This is a genomic window from Gimesia maris, assembly GCF_008298035.1.
GTDB lineage: Bacteria > Planctomycetota > Planctomycetia > Planctomycetales > Planctomycetaceae > Gimesia > Gimesia maris.
Genome location: NZ_CP042910.1, coordinates 1,385,847 through 1,403,122 on the forward strand (window position 1 = coordinate 1,385,847; position 17,276 = coordinate 1,403,122).

The 17,276-nt window shown below is 50.8% G+C and carries 12 protein-coding genes; 6 read left to right on the forward strand and 6 right to left on the reverse strand.

Going from position 1 to position 17,276, the window contains the following annotated elements:
* Positions 1-143: 143 nt before the first annotated feature.
* The gene (locus GmarT_RS05340) at positions 144-2,693 is read right to left on the reverse strand and encodes a vWA domain-containing protein (protein ID WP_002645930.1); all 2,550 of its coding nucleotides are present in this window, start codon (positions 2,691-2,693) and stop codon (positions 144-146) included.
* 34 nt (positions 2,694-2,727) lie between these two features.
* Positions 2,728-4,998 carry a BatA domain-containing protein gene (locus tag GmarT_RS05345; protein WP_002645929.1) on the reverse strand — a complete coding sequence of 757 codons (2,271 nt, stop codon included), beginning with the start codon at positions 4,996-4,998 and terminating at the stop codon, positions 2,728-2,730.
* A 226-nt stretch (positions 4,999-5,224) separates the two neighbouring features.
* Between GmarT_RS05345 and GmarT_RS05350 the strand changes: the two genes are divergently transcribed.
* From GmarT_RS05350 to arsC, 5 genes are read left to right on the forward strand one after another with little or no spacing between them, the layout of a single operon-like run.
* Positions 5,225-7,378, forward strand: a complete 2,154-nt coding sequence (locus GmarT_RS05350) for an FAD-dependent oxidoreductase (RefSeq protein ID WP_002645928.1) — start codon at positions 5,225-5,227, stop codon at positions 7,376-7,378.
* 39 nt (positions 7,379-7,417) lie between these two features.
* Positions 7,418-8,965 (forward strand): DUF1570 domain-containing protein, encoded by a 1,548-nt coding sequence (locus GmarT_RS05355; protein ID WP_002645927.1) that lies wholly within the window; start codon positions 7,418-7,420, stop codon positions 8,963-8,965.
* An 18-nt stretch (positions 8,966-8,983) separates the two neighbouring features.
* Positions 8,984-9,817, forward strand: a complete 834-nt coding sequence (locus GmarT_RS05360; RefSeq protein ID WP_002645926.1) for a sugar phosphate isomerase/epimerase family protein — start codon at positions 8,984-8,986, stop codon at positions 9,815-9,817.
* A gap of 17 nt (positions 9,818-9,834) precedes the next feature.
* Positions 9,835-11,190, forward strand: coding sequence for a sulfatase-like hydrolase/transferase (locus GmarT_RS05365; protein WP_002645925.1), 1,356 nt, complete (start codon positions 9,835-9,837; stop codon positions 11,188-11,190).
* Complete coding sequence (gene arsC / locus GmarT_RS05370; protein WP_002645924.1) at positions 11,171-11,515, forward strand: arsenate reductase (glutaredoxin); 345 nt, start codon at positions 11,171-11,173, stop codon at positions 11,513-11,515. The genes GmarT_RS05365 and arsC overlap by 20 nt, the downstream gene beginning before the upstream one ends.
* A 33-nt stretch (positions 11,516-11,548) precedes the next feature.
* Here the strand turns inward: arsC and GmarT_RS05375 are convergent, their stop codons facing one another.
* Positions 11,549-12,202: a zinc ribbon domain-containing protein gene (locus GmarT_RS05375; protein ID WP_002645923.1), complete on the reverse strand. Its 654-nt coding sequence runs from the start codon at positions 12,200-12,202 to the stop codon at positions 11,549-11,551.
* A 288-nt stretch (positions 12,203-12,490) separates the two neighbouring features.
* Between GmarT_RS05375 and GmarT_RS05380 the strand changes: the two genes are divergently transcribed.
* Positions 12,491-13,804 carry a Gfo/Idh/MocA family oxidoreductase gene (locus GmarT_RS05380; RefSeq protein ID WP_002645921.1) on the forward strand — a complete coding sequence of 438 codons (1,314 nt, stop codon included), beginning with the start codon at positions 12,491-12,493 and terminating at the stop codon, positions 13,802-13,804.
* A gap of 87 nt (positions 13,805-13,891) precedes the next feature.
* Here GmarT_RS05380 and GmarT_RS05385 read toward each other — a convergent pair whose 3' ends face one another.
* The 3 genes from GmarT_RS05385 to GmarT_RS05395 are packed head-to-tail and all read right to left on the reverse strand — an operon-like array spanning position 13,892 to position 17,275.
* On the reverse strand, positions 13,892-15,004 hold the full coding sequence (locus GmarT_RS05385; protein WP_002645920.1) for a type II secretion system F family protein: 1,113 nt from the start codon (positions 15,002-15,004) through the stop codon (positions 13,892-13,894).
* A 48-nt stretch (positions 15,005-15,052) separates the two neighbouring features.
* Positions 15,053-15,910 carry a type II secretion system F family protein gene (locus GmarT_RS05390; protein ID WP_002645919.1) on the reverse strand — a complete coding sequence of 286 codons (858 nt, stop codon included), beginning with the start codon at positions 15,908-15,910 and terminating at the stop codon, positions 15,053-15,055.
* 3 nt (positions 15,911-15,913) lie between these two features.
* On the reverse strand, positions 15,914-17,275 hold the full coding sequence (locus tag GmarT_RS05395; protein WP_002645918.1) for a TadA family conjugal transfer-associated ATPase: 1,362 nt from the start codon (positions 17,273-17,275) through the stop codon (positions 15,914-15,916).
* Position 17,276 lies beyond the last annotated feature (1 nt).

Genomic DNA, 17,276 nt, shown 5'->3' on the forward strand with positions numbered 1-17,276 from the left:
GCACACGAGTCGACTCTGGCTTGTCAGGTATCCGGGTAAAGAACCCTCTACAGTGCAGAACCTGCCCTCAAGCATTGTAACAAGATCTAAGGTGAAATAGGGATGAAAAAACGGTTTCGGAGCCAAAAAGCCGGCAAGCTGATTCAAGGTAATCCGTTTAATTTACGGATAGCCCATTCTACCGTCAGGATACCCATGATCAGAATCAGGAAAAACCAGTGGTCCCAGACCGAAATTTCGTCCTGTTTTGTGGTTTCCTGCTTGAGAGAAGGCAGCAATTCCATAAGCTCGTTGATCGTCTGCGGCGTCAGCAGTTTTCCTCCGCTTGATTCTGCCATTTCGGTTAATAGTTGAGGATTCGAAGTCAGATTGCCCAGTTCAATTGTTTTGACACTATGAACGAACAGCGGGGTCGTGATTTCCTTTGCGCCTGCGATGGGTGGTGTCGTCTGCAGTTTCAACTGGTATTCCCCCTCGGGCAGGGCAGGCAGATTCGCTTCCTGCAGCAGAGGCTGATTTTTTTGATTAAGCAGTTCCAGCGAAGCAACCACTTTGTCTGGTTCTGATGCTTTTATAATGGAGACGGTTGATTTGACATCCGGAAACTGTTCGCGGTACTCCTGTGTCCAGCGGGCGCTGGCAGTGGTGATCTCACCCGCATCGATATCCGTTTTACTCAAACTGAATTTAACGAATTCATTTCCTGCGGATGCTTTATTCTTGGCTGCCCAGCGGGCCAGTTGCCCCCAGAAACGGTGATGGTAGCGATCACCCACACGAAATCGCCAGCGCCAGGTGCTGTCGATACCAATCCAGATGACCTGTCCGGAACCGTACTGTCGATGGATGATGACTCCGTCCGTCTTTTCATTGGGGGGGGCATTGAACGGCGAAACTCCATAAGCCAGCACGTTCGCTCCCGGTTTCAGTTCACCCTGCAGAAACCAGAGATGCCCTGGCAGATCCTGCCAGATGTCACGGTTGATTTCCGCATTGGCGTCGAACTGCAGCAGTGGTTCGGCTTCACCTTCCGGCGTCAGACGCAGTCGCATCCCCCGTTCGTCAGGGGGGACTTTGAAATTCGCCTGGTTCCAGTCAATCGCCTTGGGGGTTTTTAATGGCAGCAACTCGTTCAGCGTGGGGGAACGATGTTCGAGTGGCATGTATTTTTTTCCCGCCAGCAGAACGAGCGTACCACCCTGATCGCCGACAAAGGTCTGGATATGCTTCCAGTTTTCTTCTTCCAGATGTGCCGGGGAAACGTCTCCGATGATAATCAGATCCTGTTCGGCGAACGGATGGGCTTTCGTGCCGGGCTCATCATTCGGGTTTGCCACCGGTACATTAATTTTGAGCTGATTGGGGAAAAACGGTTGAGGCAACAGGCCCATATAGGGCTGCTCGAATAAAACCTGTTCCAGCGCAATGCGTTTATCCCGCTCCAGTGCATGATGCAGGAACCGGTATTCCCAGCGCGCTGTCTCTTCGACTAACAGCACATGCGATTTATCATCGACAATGTTGATGGCAAAGTTTTTGTTGTTGTTGTCGTCACGTGTTTCTCCCGGCAGGACTTCGGTTTCCAGGGTGAATTCCTGCCGCCCCAGTTTTCCGGAATCCAGTTCAAATTCCAGAAGCTTACTGACACCACTGGAAGTAAAACGTTTGACCGCCAGTTCCTGTTCACCCTGTTTCAGGATCACACTGATTTCCTGTCCGTCGTACCCATTGGTTCCGATGCGGGCTTTTAACAGCGGTCGGTCATCCTTGAAGGCGGTCTGCGGATAATCCAGGTCAGCAATTGAAATATCTTTGGGCTGATGATCCGTTCCGACCACCACAGGATAAATGGGGACTTTCATCTGCCCCAGCTGTTTCGCCATCGTTACGGGGTTTAATTTGCTGTTATCCCGTCCGTCGGTCAGGAGGATATAACCCGCGATCGGTGCCTCTCCCGTTTCATCGTTGCTGCCTGTATTTTTCAGTGCCTGTGACAGATTGGAAAGCTCCATGTGCACCTGGTCCGGAACTTCGCTCAGAGATTTCTCTAATATCGTCTTTTCGGTGGTAACGGCATCGCCGGCAAACAGGACGACATCGACCTGTCCCCGTTCCTGAAGTTTATCCAGTATCGGATTCGCGGGATTCAACAGCAGCTTTTGTGCAATTTCTTTGCGCGTCAGTTGATCAATATCGGCAAAGATCGCCTCCAGGTTGGCTTTGCGACTGGCAGCCAGCTCTGCCCGTTTTTCCGGGTTCGCCGTTTCTTCTACATCTACCCACGGCGGTTCCTGGTCGGCTGCATAGGCGGCTTCCCAGCGATCGAGACGACTGTCGACCTGTTCATTGCCGATCATTTTCAATGCGCGAGCCAGCCTCAGTTTTTCCAGCTCACTGGCGTGACGATCCTGTGTATTCATGCTGTCAGATACATCCACGGCGACGATCAATCGCCCGGTTTTGTTGACATTAAAAGACCAGGTCAGGACCGGTTCCAGAAAGGTGAGCAGGATCAGAATCAGAGCGGCAATGCGCAGTGTAATTAAAATGTTACCGATGGAAGAGGAAACCAGGCGACGTTCGTAACGGAACAGCATCACGATGGAGACGAGCGCCGCCACGACGGCACAGACGCTGAAAATCGTCCATCCGCTCCATTCGAAGCCATTAAACTGAAAGTGCCGTTCGATCATATCAATTCGTTATCTCTGTATATGATGATGCGCATCATGTTTGGCTCTGCTCGGGAAGGGTGGAATGACCTCCCTGAACCAGTCTTCTGGTCAGGAACATTTCGCCTACCATCAGCAGCAGGAAGATGAGTAACAGGATCCGCCAGAATTCGGTTTCTGAGACATCGGAAAACATAGCCTGCTTTAATTCGTCGAGGGTCTTGAAAAAAGTCAGATGTGATTCCTCTGTCAGCGTTTTCTGTTGTGCTTCATTCAGTGGAGTCAGGTCGGATTCACTGCGGTCGAAGTTCACCACAAAACGATCCTCTTTGAGATCGGTCTGCACACCTGGTTTGGGAGACAGGTTGTAGATACCGGGCAGCGATGTGTTCTGAGATTGAAACGTCGCTGCATTCGCTGCGGGATCTGCCTTGATTGTGCCTGTTGCCGGTTTCCCGTTCGGATCGAGAAATGTAATCTGTTCCACCGTGGTTTTTGCAGGAACCGGAACCACAATTGGTTCGTCCGTCTGCAGGTTTCGAAATACGCGACCCGAAGATAGTTCGAAGACTGCCTCATGCAGGAAGGGAACATAATCGGGTTTCGCCGGCAGATTGTTCCAGTCCGCATCGAGTGAGGATGTCAATAAAAGCACGCGTCCCCGCTCATGATTCATCATCAGCATGAAGGGAGAGTTGTTAGTTAAGGTTGCCAGCTCCACCGGTGTCGCTGGTGCTTTCTGCTCGCTTTCCTCAACTTTCTTTTCTTCTTCAGGCAGATCGGATTGCGTGATGGCTGATGTATCCCACCAGTCGCTGAACCGTGCTGAAGTCAGCCCATTTGCGTATTCACCACGAAAGCGATTGAGCCACGGGCTCTGCAGGCTGTCGGAACGAATCTGCGTCAGGTTTCCGAATTCAGCCCCTGGATTGGATTCCCGGGACTTCAGCTCTACAGGGATCAATGCTTGATCGTGAAATAACAGTCGCTGATAATCGTCTGCGTTGATCTGATCACCCAAGGCAATCAGTACGCCTCCCCCCTGATGCTTGACAAAGTCAATTAAATCTCCCGCCTGTGTTTCCGAGAGTGTGTCCACATTCGCCAGAATGACAACAGCCTGATTCTTCAGAATGTCCGCGTTGAGCTGTGTCTTTTCGATGACCGTCGTCTGAATCCAGGGTGTCCGGTTGGCTGGCGCCATTAAAGCGAGGTTTGCGAAAAAGACTTCACTGCGGGTCGAGTCAAAGCTGGGAGTGCCATCCACCAGCAGCACGGGTAAGGCGCTGGTGACATGCAGGGCGGCATCGGATCGATCATCTCCAGGTAACTGGTCGGGATCGACCACGATACTGACGATGTGTGTCCCTTCATCTTCGAAGCGATGCTGAAACTCGACGGTTGTCTCGCCATGGTTTTCAATTTTTATCGACTGGGTCTTTTCCGGCAGTTGTTGACCGTCGACTTCAAAGTAGACCGGGCAGATCAGGTTCTCTTCCGGACCATCATAACGAACGGTCGTCGAAATTCGGACCGGCAGATTTTTTACGCAGACTTCGCGCGAAACGGCTAACTGGTCCACTTTTCGATTGGTGAGCAATCCTTCATTTTTCTCGCCTGCCACATTGGTGGCCCACAGATTGACGGGTACCGCAGACTGCTGCAGCAGATCATTCATCTGGGCCCACAGAATCGAATCTTCAGGTGACCAGCAGAAGGCCTGGTCGTCCGTCAGTACGATGACTTCCCGTTCCAGGTTGGAAGTTTTACTGAGTGTCTGAATGGCTTTGGATATGGAGTTGGCCAGATTGGAAGAGCCGGCAGGGGGTGGCAGCTGATTTAATTTCTCACGGACAATATCAAACTGGGAAGTGGGGGATTCGGTAATCAGTCGCGGCTGGTCGCGGGCATCGATCAGGGTGATGGTATCACCGGGATTCAGTTCTTCTAAAAAACGATGCACCCACTGGATGGCGGCGGCATGCGGTGTTTCCGTTTCGCCTTCCCAGCCCATGCTGTACGAACCATCGATCACGAAGACAACGTCTCTGGATTGTGTGGAAATAAATTTGGATAAAAATCCGCCGGAAACCCAGGGACGCGACAACGCGAGGGCGATCAACGCAATCAGCAGCATCCGGATTGCCAGCAGTAACCAGCCTTCCAGGCGAATGCGACGTCGCGTCCGTCGTCCGAGTTCCAGAAACTGCATCGCCCCCCATTGCACCACGTCGTATTTTTTACGACTGAGCAGATGCACGAGCACGGGCAATGAGATTCCCAGTAAACCGAGCAACATCATCGGATTAAGGAAATCAAAGCTCATGTCAGCCTGCTGGGGATTGGCGTTGGTCGGGAACAACGCACAGGGATGGTTTCGTTTTAGGGACGGTTACAATTATATGGTGAAATCGTCCTAAATGGTATTGTTCACATAATTAACAATTTAAGTCCGTGATAAATCCAGATTAGCAGCAACCTGGTTTAGATATTTCACCGCAATGATTATGATGGACGAAACGGGCCTGTGTAAACATGTCCGCTAAGTATTAATGATGATTCGCCCCTACCGACTGAATGAGAAGGTCTTCGAAATGCTCTCCGTTTCTACGAATCTATTCCGTTTTCTGTTAATTCTGATTTCCTGGATGGGAATTTCGAATTTGTCTGACGCGCAGGAAATTAAACCAGCTCAGCTCAAATCCAGTTATGACGTTGTTGTATATGGCGGAACTTCGGGAGGCATCGCAGCAGCGATTCAGGCAGAACGAATGGGAAAAAGCGTACTGCTGATCGAACCCGGAACGCATCTGGGCGGTCTTTCTTCGGGGGGACTGGGGGCCACAGACATCGGGAATAAGGCAGCCATCGGGGGCATCGCCCGCGAGTTTTATCGACGACTGGGCGACTATTACAGTCTGGATTCCTCCTGGAAATATCAGAAACAGGGCGAGTATAAAAACCGGCGCAGTAAAGGGACTGAAAAAGAAATGTGGACTTTCGAGCCACACGTCGCAGAAGAAACGTTTGAAAAAATGCTCCACGAACAGGCGATTCCGGTGCTGAAGCAGCAGCGTCTGGATTTGAAGCAGGGGGTAAACAAAGAAGAAGCACGTATTGCTTCGATTAAAATGGAGAGCGGTTTAGTTATTTCCGGTAAAGTTTTTATTGACGCGACTTATGAAGGGGATCTGATGGCGGTTGCCGGGGTCTCCTATCATGTGGGGCGTGAATCGAACGCGACTTACGGTGAAACCTTAAATGGAATTCAAACCCGCAACGCGGTCTTCCATCAGTTCATCAAGCCGGTAGATCCGTATGTTGTGCCCGGAGATAAAAGTAGTGGGCTGCTGCCTGGCGTGCAACAGGAAGGACCGGGGGGCAAAGATGGTGACGGCGATCATCGCGTGCAAGCCTACTGTTTTCGCATGTGTACGACAGACGTTCCCGAGAATCAGCGGGAATGGGTGAAGCCCGTAACTTATGATCCGTTGCGATATGAACTACTGTTAAGAAATTTTGAGGCCGGCGATTTGCGGGTGCCCTGGAATCCGGTTCTGATGCCCAACCGTAAAACGGATACGAATAATAACTTTGCCATCTCCACAGATAATATCGGGATGAACTATGAATATCCCGACGCTGACTATCAAAAACGGGAACAGATCATTCAGGAACATCTCTCTTACCAGCAGGGATTGATGTGGACGCTGGCCAATGATCCGCGTGTACCTGCTGAAGTTCGAAAACAGTTTCAGACCTGGAAACCGACCAGAGATGAATTTCAGGATACCGCCGGCTGGCCATTCCAATTGTATATTCGCGAAGCACGCCGCCTGGTCTCGGAATATGTAATGACGGAAAAGAACTGTATTTCGGAACTGGTTGCAGAAGATAGTGTCGGTCTGGCTGCTTACACAATGGATTCTCACAATCAGCAGCGATACGCCATCAATGGAAAGACATTGAACGAAGGTGATGTGCAGGTCGGCGTACCTAACCCTTATCCGATCTCCTATCGTTCGATTCGTCCCAGAAAGGAAGAATGTAAGAATCTGCTCGTACCCCTTGCGATGGCAGCCTCTCATATTGCCTACGGCTCAATTCGTATGGAACCGGTCTTCATGGTTTTGGGCCAGTCTGCAGCGACCGCAGCCTGCCAGTCAATCGATGCCGGCCAGGCAGTTCAGGATATCGATTATGCTCAACTGAAAAAACGATTACTCGCCGACAAACAGGTACTTATCTGGGATGGACCCCGCCGGGAACCGCCCATCCGTACCAGTTCTCTGAAAGGTATCGTCGTCGATGATCGCGATGCAATACGTAGCCTGGGCTGGAAAAGCAGCTCTGCCAGTGCTCCTTATGTCGGGCAAGGCTATCAGCATGATGGAGATGCCAATAAAGGGGAGCGGGAGATTTCCTTTACCGCAGACATCCCGCAGAGTGGTCTGTACGAAGTCCGCGTCTACTTCGCTCCCGGTTCCAATCGTTCTATTAATACACCCTATATTGTGACCAGTTCTACAGGCACCAAAGAGATTCTGGTCAATCAGAAACAGCAACCCAATCAGGGAAGATACCATCTGCTGGGACGGTTTCCGTTCGCGCAGGGGAAAAGGGAAGTGCTGCGGGTCACCAATCAGGGGACGAAAGGGCACGTCATTGTCGATGCGCTCCAGCTTGTTCCCGTGAATGTCAACTGAAATTAAGTCGAAATCATATTTGGAAGTATCAGGTGCCCTATGAAACAACTGGTTGCCAGGCAGATGATCAGCCTGTTTGTAATAGCCATGACTCTCCCGTTCTGCAGCGCAAGCCTGCAGGCCGATATTTTTACATACGTGGATGAGTCAGGCAAAACCGTTACTCTGGAAGCATCGTTGTATGGTTCTGGGAAACGTCGCTCTGAAATGATGCATGGTCTGTTAAAACCGGACGGCTCAATCGTGCTGGTTCCCCAGGGGAAAATCAAAAAACGCGAGCTCAGGGCGGCACCAAAACCACTGACGGTCGAGCAGATGTCCGAAGGTCTCACAAAGAAATTCGGCAAAGATAAATTCCGCTTCCATCTGGAGAGTCCGTTTCTGGTTGGCGTAGTGCTGGCAGCGCCCCTGGATGGTTCGGACCGTACGGAACTCCGTGTCAAAACGTTCCTGGAAAAAGCAGGACGGTTTATGCGGAATGTGGATGTCATTTTTGAAACCTACTCTCGGAAAATGGGAATCGAACTGGCGGACTATGAGTTTCCGATGGCAATGCTGATCTTTGAATCGGACAACGATTTCGAATCGTTCGCGAAAGAGACTACCGGCCTGGGTGATGGCGTCGAAAATATCCTGGCGTATTATTCTCACGTGTCGAACAATTTGATCCTCAGGATGAGTGAGTGCAGTTCCTTCGAGACGCCTCTGCACGAAGCCATTCACCTGCAGACGATCAATCGGGGAGTTGTCAAACGATTTGCGCCGGTTCCGACCTGGTTTATGGAAGGCATTGCCACCGGTTTTGAAGGCAAAGGAGACCGGATCAATGTCAGCCCGGATCGAATCAATACGCACTATGCTTTGATGTCTGGAGTTGCCAAGTTGCTGAACTGGGGGGAAGTTGTGGCCCTGGATGGGGTTTTCGGGGGGAGTGTGCTTTCCGGTGATGCTTATGTGCATGCCTGGGGGCTGCATTGGATGCTGGTGACGGAACATCCGAATGAATATCTCAAGTATGTGCAAAATCTATCTACCAAAGAGCCGTTTGCAGAAATATCTCCGAAAGATCAGTACAAAGAATTTGTTGAAATTCTCAAAGTCCGCCCGGAGGAACTGCAGCTGAGATTTAAAGTGCAATTGATAGAATCAATTCTCAAAGAGAAAATTAAATTGCCGTCACTGGACGATAAATACGTGCATCTGGAAAAGCACAAACAGGAAATGGCCATTGTGAAAATGACGGCGGTATCGTATTCTCCAGCACTGCCTCCTCGCATTGAAGGCTGGCTGCAGAATATCTCGCCTTTTCGCCCGATGACATTTCATATCATGGTGCTGACCGATGCAGGAACGTATGCGGAATGGTATCTCCCCGATGTGGGGATTCGCCGAAAAATAAAACTGAAGCCTCAGAATGCCAATAAGATCATGCGTGGCGCAACCGGAGGCCGCTGGCGCACCTATCATGTAGAGGTGGATTCTGCTTATCCGGGAAGTGAAAAAGCAGAAGCCTGGGCAGCCGGTAAATTTCCCATTCCCGCAGTGTCGCGTCGCGCTCAGGTTGATCGCTCGAGGTCAGGTCAGTAATCAATTGAAGGAAACTCGATGAAACTATCACTTTCAGTGCGGATCGCTGAAGCAGCCTGTAAGACAAAATTAAATATTCCCTTTCCCCAGGTCGCCGAGATTGCAGCCGCTACCGGCTATTCTGCGCTTTGTATGCGGGCCAGTGTTGCCGGGGTACACAGTTCACAAGCAGAACTGGAAGAGATTCGAGGAATCGTGGATCAGGCAGGGCTCGTCGTTTCGATGGTGACAGCTGACCTGGATATTCCTCAAAACAACGATCAGGCTCCGCAGGCATTGCGCCATATCGAACCATCACTGCAGGTGGCGGAAGTGCTGGGCAGTCAACTGGTACGGGTCTGCCTCAAAAATCCTGACGATATTCCTTATGCTCAACAGGCTTGTGATCTGGCGGCGGAGCGGGGCATCCAGCTCGTGCACCAGTTTCATCCCGCCTGCCTGTTCGAAGAGCTGGATCAATCGATTGAAGTACTGAAGCAGATTGACCGACCCAATTTCGGATTGATCTATGAACCAGCAAGCCTGTTGATGTGCGGGCAGAATTACGGCACAGAGGTGATTCGTGAGATTTTGCCCTGGCTCAAAAACGCATACATTCAGAATCTTGTCGTTACAAATGATGGTCCCGATCATCTGGAAACCTGGTGCCTGGGAGATCGGCCGTTTCGATTACTGCCTTACTGGGATGCTTCCGGGCAGGGCATTGATTTTGCTGAAGTCTTCGCTGGTCTGAAAGCCGTCAAGTACCAGGGATTTATGACGGTCCATCAGGCAGAGGGGATTGTGACAGCAGATGACGCGCATGCGTATGCCCTGCGATGCCGGGACTGGGTTGATTCTTTTTCATCATAACAAAGACCTGTGATTACATGAAAAAAGCGTTTGTTGTCAGTTTTGAACAGTTACCCGCGTGCATGTTGGGCTGCTACGGACATCAATGGATCGAAACGCCAAACTTTGACCGTCTGGCTTCTCTGTCCGTATTATTTGACCAGCATTTTGCGAACGACTTGTCTTCAGTTGAGAACTCGTTTCCCTGGTGGACCGGGCAGACTCGTCCCCATGCTTTTCAAACGGCAAATCAGCAGTCACACTGTTTCGTGACGGAACTCAAGAACCAGGGGGTTGATACATCTCTGCTTCTGGAAGCGGATTCCGACTCCGGCCGAAATGCGGCACAAAGAGCACAGGAAGCGTACTTTTCCTGTTTTGAGCAGGTCGACACGATCGCAGGTACTAACGATTATCGGATCAGTGAAAGTGAGACACCGGTCGCAAAACTGATGCAGGCTGCAGTTACACGATTGCCTGAGTGGATGGCAGATTCGCGTGATCAACTGATCTGGATTCGCTCGGAAGGAGTCCCCGCCTTTCCACTGGCTCCCGAATTTTTTGCAACCTTGTATCTGGATGAAGTGCTCGACCAGGATGAATCTGAAGAAGATTCAGAAGAACGAATTCAGGAAATTGATGATCTCACAAGCGAAGAAACAGAAACAGATCTGGAAGCAGAGGACTGGCAGGAACTGGTCTCCGCCGTCGCAGAACTGTTTACGAGTCAAGAAGAATGGTCAGGGCTGGATGAGCAGGAACGTCAGATGGCACGAGTGGTTTACGCGGGGTATGTCACGATGCTGGATCAGTGGTTTGGTCGCTTTCTGGACCGACTGTTGGAATATGCAGAATCACATTCCTTATTGCTGATTGTGACAGCTGCACGCGGCGGGAATTCTCTGCTGGGGCCCCTGCGACAGTCTGACATGGAAGGCCTGTTAGAGGAATCAACTCACATTCCATTGATGATATTCCAATCTGATACAGAACAGGCAGGCAGCCGACGACAGTTTCTGACACAGCCTGCTGACCTGCCGGTCGCGCTGCGTTCCTGGTGGAATGTCAAATCTGAACATCAGTCTGATCAGGGGACCGATCTGCTGTTACTGCTGGAAGATCAGCAGGAGTTGCCAGAACCACAAATCTTTGCTGCCGACGATGATACGCTGGCAATGCGAACATCCGAGTATTATTATCTGGAATCGCAGGTGAATCAGTTGTCTGATGGGGGGGACTATTCCGATGACCTGCAGAAAAAAGAGCTGTATCGGAAGCCCGTTGACCGTTGGGATGTTGCCGATGTGCACCTCCAGTCGCCTGAGGTTGTTGCAGAATTTACCAGTCAGCTTATGGAATTAAAGCAGAAAAAACATGATCACAATTTACCATAATCCCCGTTGTGGGAAGAGTCGACAGACACTGTCTCTGATTCAGGAAGCCGGGCAGGAACCACAGATTATCGAATATCTGAAAACCCCGCCGACCGCGACGGAACTGGACTCCCTGTTGAAGAAGCTGAAGATGGAACCCCGCGAATTAATGCGTAAAGGGGAAGACATCTATCGGGAATTGAAACTGGCTGAGAAGGAACTCTCACGAGACGAAGCAATTGAACTGATGATCGCGCATCCTAAATTGATCGAACGCCCGATTGTGGTGAAAGGCAGGCAGGCTGTACTCGGGCGACCTCCCGAGAATGTGAACGCACTGCTGTGATCCTCTGTCGAAGTGATTCCACGCTCCAAAGGTTCACAGGACATTCCGCCCGACGAGTAATCCGATTGAAAAGGTCAACGCCCCAAAGGTGATCAGAAGAATCACCCAGGTCATGGTCGGTAATTCGAACCGGGCGGAGCGTTTCAGCTTGTTCTTCTTGTTTTCTGCCAGTACGTCAGCAGCGCGTTTCTGCGCGAGGCTTGCCAGATTCGAGAGTTCCTCAGCATGGTTGACTTCACTCTGATTCGAAGAATCAACCTGTAACTGACTGACGGGCAGGGCTTGACTCTCAGGTGCAGAGGATACGTGAGCTGGTTCCAACTGCTGAGGGGGTTCTGCGGCTTGCAGGGATTTAACGGGAATCGCTTTGAACGCTTCCTCAGGAATCGAAGTCTGTTCCGGGTTTTGTGATGGGGCTGAGGAAGTCAGGGATTCGTGAATCTGCTCGGAGACTTTCTGTTTATCGAGGGTGACATTCGCACCAATGGCTGCCAGTTCATCCAGGGCATTAGCCAGTTCTGCATCTTTCAGATCGAGTCGAGGTTGCGGAATCGGTGCCACTTCACCATCCAGCCCAGGTACGCGTACGGATAAACCACAGGTCGGACAATCGACCACCTCTCCTGCTTTGGAACGCGAGATTCCCATCAGTTGATCACAATGTTGACATCGAAATTTGATCGGCATGCTGCAAGTTCTTAATACGACTGAAATAGCGTCTATTGAAATCGATTCAGATCCATTCCCGATTCAGTGGGACTGGAAATCTTCCGGAAACGGCTGTCGACTGTACTCATCTTTGAAAGATAGGAACTCATAAAATGTGACAGAAATGCGTAATGTATGTAGAATGTCAGGATATATTCAGTACTCTTATCTGTTATAATAGACACAGGATCGATGAGAATAAATCCATGATTGGGAACAAATTCAAAAGTTCCCATATCATTGGGAGTTAGCGCAAGAGGTTTTTAAGTGGACGTAGAAGAATTTTTGAAACGGGACGTCAATCGCAGGCAGTTTCTGGATCGTAGTGCGCGCAATGCAGCAGGGATGGCAGCCGGGGTGGTTGGACTGGCGAGTAATCTTGCACGCGCTGAATCTTCGCCCGGCGAACGGGTTGTACTGGCGGGAATCGGCGTACGCGGGCAGGGGAAATTCCTGACTTCCAGCATGGCCGAATTTCCCGATGTACGCGTAAAGACCATCTGCGATGTAGATGAATCGGTTGCACCAGCGGCGATCAAATCGATTGAAAAAGGGCAGGGAGTTGCTCCCGGCTTTGTAACCGATTTCCGCAGAGTCCTGGATGACCCGGAGATTGATGGAGTCGTCATCGCGACTCCCGATCACTGGCACGCCTTGATGGCTATCATGGCCTGCCAGGCGGGAAAAGATGTTTATGTGGAAAAACCGGTTTCGCATAATCTCAACGAGGGGCTGAAGATTATCGAAGCGGCCAGAAAACACCAGCGCGTCGTTCAATCCGGTATTCATCAACGCAGTGGTTCGCATTTTCAGTCAGCCATTGATTTTGTTCAGAGTGGGAAGTTGGGTGAGGTCAAACTGGCCAAGGCTTGGATCATTCATCGACGCAAACCGATCGGCAAAAAGAAAAACACCCCGATCCCCGCTGGCGTGAATTATGATCTCTGGCTGGGACCCGCTGCCAGCCGTCCTTTTAATCCGAATCGCTTTCACTATAACTGGCACTGGTTTTGGGATTATGGGACCGGTGAAATGGGGAACTGGGGTGTTCACATGCTGGACATTGCCCGCTGGGGACTGGGTGTCGATTTACCAGAACGGATCTCAGCTTCCGGTGGAAAATATTTCTTCAACGATGACCAGGAAACCCCGGACACCCAGGTTGTCCAGTATAGTTACTCTGACAAAACTATTGTCTGGGAACATCGTCTCTGGAGCACCCATGGTATGGAAGGCCGAAATGCGGCCGCCGCATTTTATGGGGATAAGGGAACGCTGGTCGTCGATCGTGGCGGCTGGAAAGTTTACGATCAGAAAGATGCCGCGACTTCCGGGACCAGTGACCAGGCGACTTCACACCACCGAAACTTTATCGACTGTATCAAAACCCGTAAAACGCCGACTTCGGATATTGAGATCGGTCATGTCTCCAGTGCGCTCTGCCATCTGGGAAATGTCGCGTTTCGTGCGGGGCAGGAAATTCAATTCGATACACGCCTGAATCAAATTATCGGGAACGAACAGGCCAACGCACTTCTCGGTCGTGAATATCGACAGGACTGGGAACTGCCTCAAGTCTGATTCCAGGCAAACCTGATTTCAAAATAAAACATCCTGACAGCAGTTGCCGTCAGGATGTTTTTATATTAACTGGTTGTCCGCCAGAGATTAGGGTCCACCAACCTGCTGGAACATATCGGTGGTACTGTTCAGGCTGTCGCTACCGCCGGAATGGAAGAAGTCGGAAAGTTCCACAATCGCGGGGCCGAGCAGAAAGATATATATCGCCGGCATCAGGCAGAGTACCGTGGGGAACAACAGTTTGAATGTCGCTTTGTTGGCTTTTTCGTCGGCACGTTGTGACAGGCTTTCCCGCATATTATCACTGTATTCCTGTAAGGCCGATGTCACATTCGTACCCATCTGGTCTGTCTGAATCAGCAGTGCGGCGAAGGAATGCACTTCCGGTACATCGATACGTTTACTGAAGTTGGATAGTGCCTGTGAGAACGTTCCAATCGAGGATTGTTCGATTACGATTTTGAGTTCGTGTGCCAGCGCTGGATAGACCTTGGCCAGCTCAGAGATGATTTTTTTTAAGGCATGTGGAACCGTCATCCCTTGAGAAACACACATGTTTAACATGTCCAGCATGTCCGGAATACCCTGTTCAATTTCACTTCTACGGTCGGAAGCTTTACTGGTTACAATCAGGAACGGAACCGCCCAGACCAGGATCGGTACGATCAGCATGGCTACCAGAATCGGGATTTCAAATCGTTCTGGAGCAAGCAGTAAGACACCCCCGAAAAACAGCAGCGTTCCCAGAATCGAAATGAATCGAATGGCTGAGAAATTATGTAACGCGTGAGGTTGATAGTATCCTGCCGCCTGTAATTCTTTCTTCGTCTTAGCACGACGCTCTTCTGATTCGGGCATCATTTCAGCCAGAGCAGGTGTTGCCGAACCGAAGATGTAATCATCGCCGCCCATGGATGGCACATCGCCTGCTTCGACGAGAGGCAGTGTAGAAGCAGTCTGCTTACTCGTATTGATCGCAGAAAACAGCTGGCGATGCTCCCAGGTCGCTGTCGTGATACTGGCAGATGTGGTAGAGGGAGCCAGTGTTGTCCGCTCTGGTTGAACCTCTGCTTCCTGGGATTCGTGGCTTGGCTCTGTCTTCTGTGGTTTCCGCTTACGGATGATGCGATACAGCATCCATAACACGATCAGACCACAGAGACTGTAAAAGATGGAAATGGTAATAGTTGGTGTAAACATGGGATTACCCTCGCCAGTTTCTGGCAGGTTTCAATTAAATCTTTGTTATCAGCTACGTTGACTGGTTTTTAATACCCTCAAGACCCACAGAGAGCCAATTACCTGTAAGGCGATAGCGGTAAACGTTGCGCCCCGCCCCCAGGAAGAAGCCATCAAAGTCGTCAGATAGGTCGGATCTCTTAATATGAAGAACCCTAAAATCAGTGGTGGCAGCAAAATCATCAGGACCGCAGTGGCACGGCTACCGGCCGTCGCTGTCCGCAGACGTCCCAGGAACAGTACACGGTCGCGAATGGTTCGTGCCAGGCGTTCCAGAACTTTCACCAGGTCCCCCCCGGTTTCCTGATGGACAATCAACGCCATCGAAAGAATGTTCAAACTGGCGACTCCGGTTCGCTCGTACAGACCGTCCAAAGCTGCCTTCATGGAAACACCCATCTGTAAACGTCGTGATGCTTCCTTGAGTTCATCTCCCAGGGGAGCAGGTGTTTTCTCAGCAACATTGATGAAACAATGTGTCAGACTGCGTCCGGTTTTAGCAGCACGTGCCAGCTCGTCAATCATATCGGACAACTGGTCATTGATCTTATTTTGACGGCGTGACCTGCTGAATATCAGGTACCCGATCGGAGCCATACCCCCTACCATGAAGGCAATCGATGTGGAAAGGAAGTTTTCCTGCAGGATGAATATCAGGCCACCAGCCAGGGTTGCAGTCATCAGGCAGAGAAACAGGATCACCCCCGGGTTGGCATCAAGCCCGGAGTGGATAATCAACTCATCAAAACCGCCATTCAAACGGTTTCCAAGCTGCTTGGAATCGTTGACAGCATACCGATCCTGATCGCGGAGGATATCCGAAAAGTTTTCCATATTTTTGGTGTTAACAGCGGCGTCAGTGGCCATGTTTTATTGCTCCTGTCCATCCTGTTGTTCTGATGGAATATCAGAGAGTTTCAGTTCACGGGCGTGGAACAGATCTTCGCAGTCATCGAAGTTGGTCTGCGTTAACCAGTTCATCGCTACAGGATGATGTCCGGTGGCGTAGAAGGCACCATTGACCTGACCATTTTTCTCTACACTTGTGATCCGAAAGACAAACAGGTCTTCTACCATATATTCGCCATTCTGAAAGCCGATCAGCTCCGAGATACGCATTACTTTACGCTCACCATTCGGGAGGCGGCTGATGTGTACCAGCAGGTGAACCGCAGAGGCGATATACCGCCGGGCAATCGAGTTAGGCAGTTCGGCACCCGACAAGGCAATCATCAGTTCCAGACGGTCCAGCGCGTCACGGGTGTCGTTGGCGTGAACAGTACTCATCGAACCATCGTGACCCGTATTCATCGCCTGCAGCATTTCCAGCACCTCACCACCACGCGATTCCCCGACGATCACCCGGTCAGGACGCATTCGCAGACTGTTTTTCAACAGGTCACGCTGGTTGATTTCTCCCTGGCCTTCGATGTTGGAAGGACGTGCTTCCAGTGAAACGACGTCGGGCTGCTGGAGTTGCAGTTCCGCGGTCTGTTCAATGGTCACAATTCGTTCTTTGGCAGAAATGTACCGACTCAGGTTATTCAACAAAGTCGTTTTACCGGCACCGGTACCACCACTGATCAGAATATTCAGGCGACCATGAACGGCCATCTCAAGAAATCGAGCCATGTCCGGCGCCAGTGATCGTTTTTTGACCATGTCGTCAAATAACAAAGCCTGGGTGCGGAAACGACGAATGGAAAGTGTAGGGCCTTTCAATGCCAGGGGAGGAATCACCGCGTTCAGACGGGAGCCATCCGGAAGCTTGGCGTCGACCATCGGCGAAACTTCATCGATACGACGACCGGCGCGTCCGACCAGTCGATGGATGAGCTGCAATAAGTGTTCATCGTCAGCAAAACTGATATCGGTTTCTTCCAGCAGACCATTGCGTTCGATGAATACCCGGTCGGCTCCGTTGACCAGCACATCGCTGATTTCCGGATCGTTCATTAATGGCTCCAGGGGACCGAACCCATAGATTTCATCAAGAATTTCCCGGACCATGATATCCCGGTTAGTCTGATCGAGGGCGATATCCTGCTGCATACAAAGATGTTCTGCCAGTCCACGCAGCTTGATACGCAGATCTTCTTCAGGCAGTTCTCCCGCCTTGGAAAAATCGATGGCGTCCACCATCTGGTGGTGCAGTTTGGTCTTGAGCCTCTGGAAGGCTTTTTTGGCATCAGCAGTCGGACTGACTACGGTTGTTTCACTTTGTAATACCATG